General features: G+C 49.5%; 1 protein-coding gene. It reads left to right on the top strand.

What is annotated here, in order from left to right; translation table 11 throughout:
* On the top strand, nucleotides 1-1,512 hold a 1,512-nt coding region (locus A3762_RS05290), incomplete at both ends, for a VCBS domain-containing protein (protein ID WP_197469045.1).

Raw genomic sequence — 1,512 nt, 5'->3', positions numbered from 1 at the left:
ACCTTAAATACGGATGGAAGTTATACCTTTGATCCAAGCAATGCGGCTTACAATGGTTTAGCAAAAGACGACACGCAAACCATCACCATCCCAATTACTGTGACAGATGGCAGTGGTGGAACCGACACCCAGAATTTGGTAATCACGCTGACAGGCACCAACGACAATCCGGTGCTCAACCATATTCAAACACAGAGTGCGACTGAAGATGGCAGTGCGATCTCTGGCAACATTACCTCAACTGATGCCGATGCCCATGAAACGGCCACCTACACCGCACCGACCATAGACGGTTTTACGCTAAATGCCGACGGGTCGTACACCTTTGATCCCAGTCACAGCGCCTATCAACACTTGGCCGCAGGTACAGACCAAACTGTCACCATTCCGATTACGGTGACCGACCAAGACGGTGGTACCGACACGCAGAATCTCGTCATTACGGTTCATGGTAAAGACGATGCAGCTGTAATAACGGGGGCAAGCACTGGCGCAGTGACTGAAGGAGACGCAGGCGACACCGCAACCGCCAGTGGAACCCTTAGCATATCTGATACCGATACAGGCGAAACACCTGATTTCCCAGATCTTGTCAGTACAGCCACCACCTACGGCCATATAGCCATGGTTAATGGTCAATGGACCTATACCCTTGATCAAAGCAAAGTACAAGATTTATCACCCAGTGACCCCGACCCAGCCAAGCAACAAGTCGTAGATACTTATACTTTCACAGCGACCGATGGCTCAACCCAACAAGTCAGCATCACCATTACCGGGACTGAAGATAAGCCTGTTATTAGTTCGGCCTATGCTTCGCCAGTGGGCGCCACTTCGACATTATCCATAACCAGTCTTGAAGTAGTTGCCAGTGCCGACCCTGCGGTGATTGATACGACGGCAGACTGGGGCAGTCAAACATCGACAGTCAGTTCAGGCTTGAAAATAGTTGGCTTATACATGCCAGGCAGTAGCCATAACGAATTGACTTCAGGTAATGAACCTACCTTAACGACAAATCATAGCGGCCAAGGAGGGTTTGCCAGAATTGATAGTCACGGCTGGTGGCAATCACACCATATTCCTAATACTGTGAATACCGGTAGTGGCGGGGCAGCAGGTACGGGTAACGCCTGGGAACATGGTATTGTAGAATTTTCAGATGGTACGCTCGGAATCATTAATCGTGTCTGCGATGGTGCGCCAAATGGCGAAGTGGATTACTTGTATTTTAGTACCTACCAGCAGTTGCATGTTGGAGCAAATCTACTTAGTGGTACCGGCGTTGCCGGTGAAACTATCCATATCGTTGAAGCAGGACACACAATAGCGACGACGGTGGTTGACGCTCACGGTCACTTTGATGTTGCTATTACAGGCCTATCTAATGGGCAGCATACTTTGTCGGTGACGAATGATCACGGAGGGTCCTCAGCACCGCATATCTATGATGTTAATAACGCCGGTATAGCCGATATTTCGCCAGCGGGTTTAACGGCTGATCTGAAAGAA

Source organism: Oleiphilus sp. HI0125, from assembly GCF_001635355.1.
This window is presented reverse-complemented; position numbering and strand designations above follow the sequence as displayed.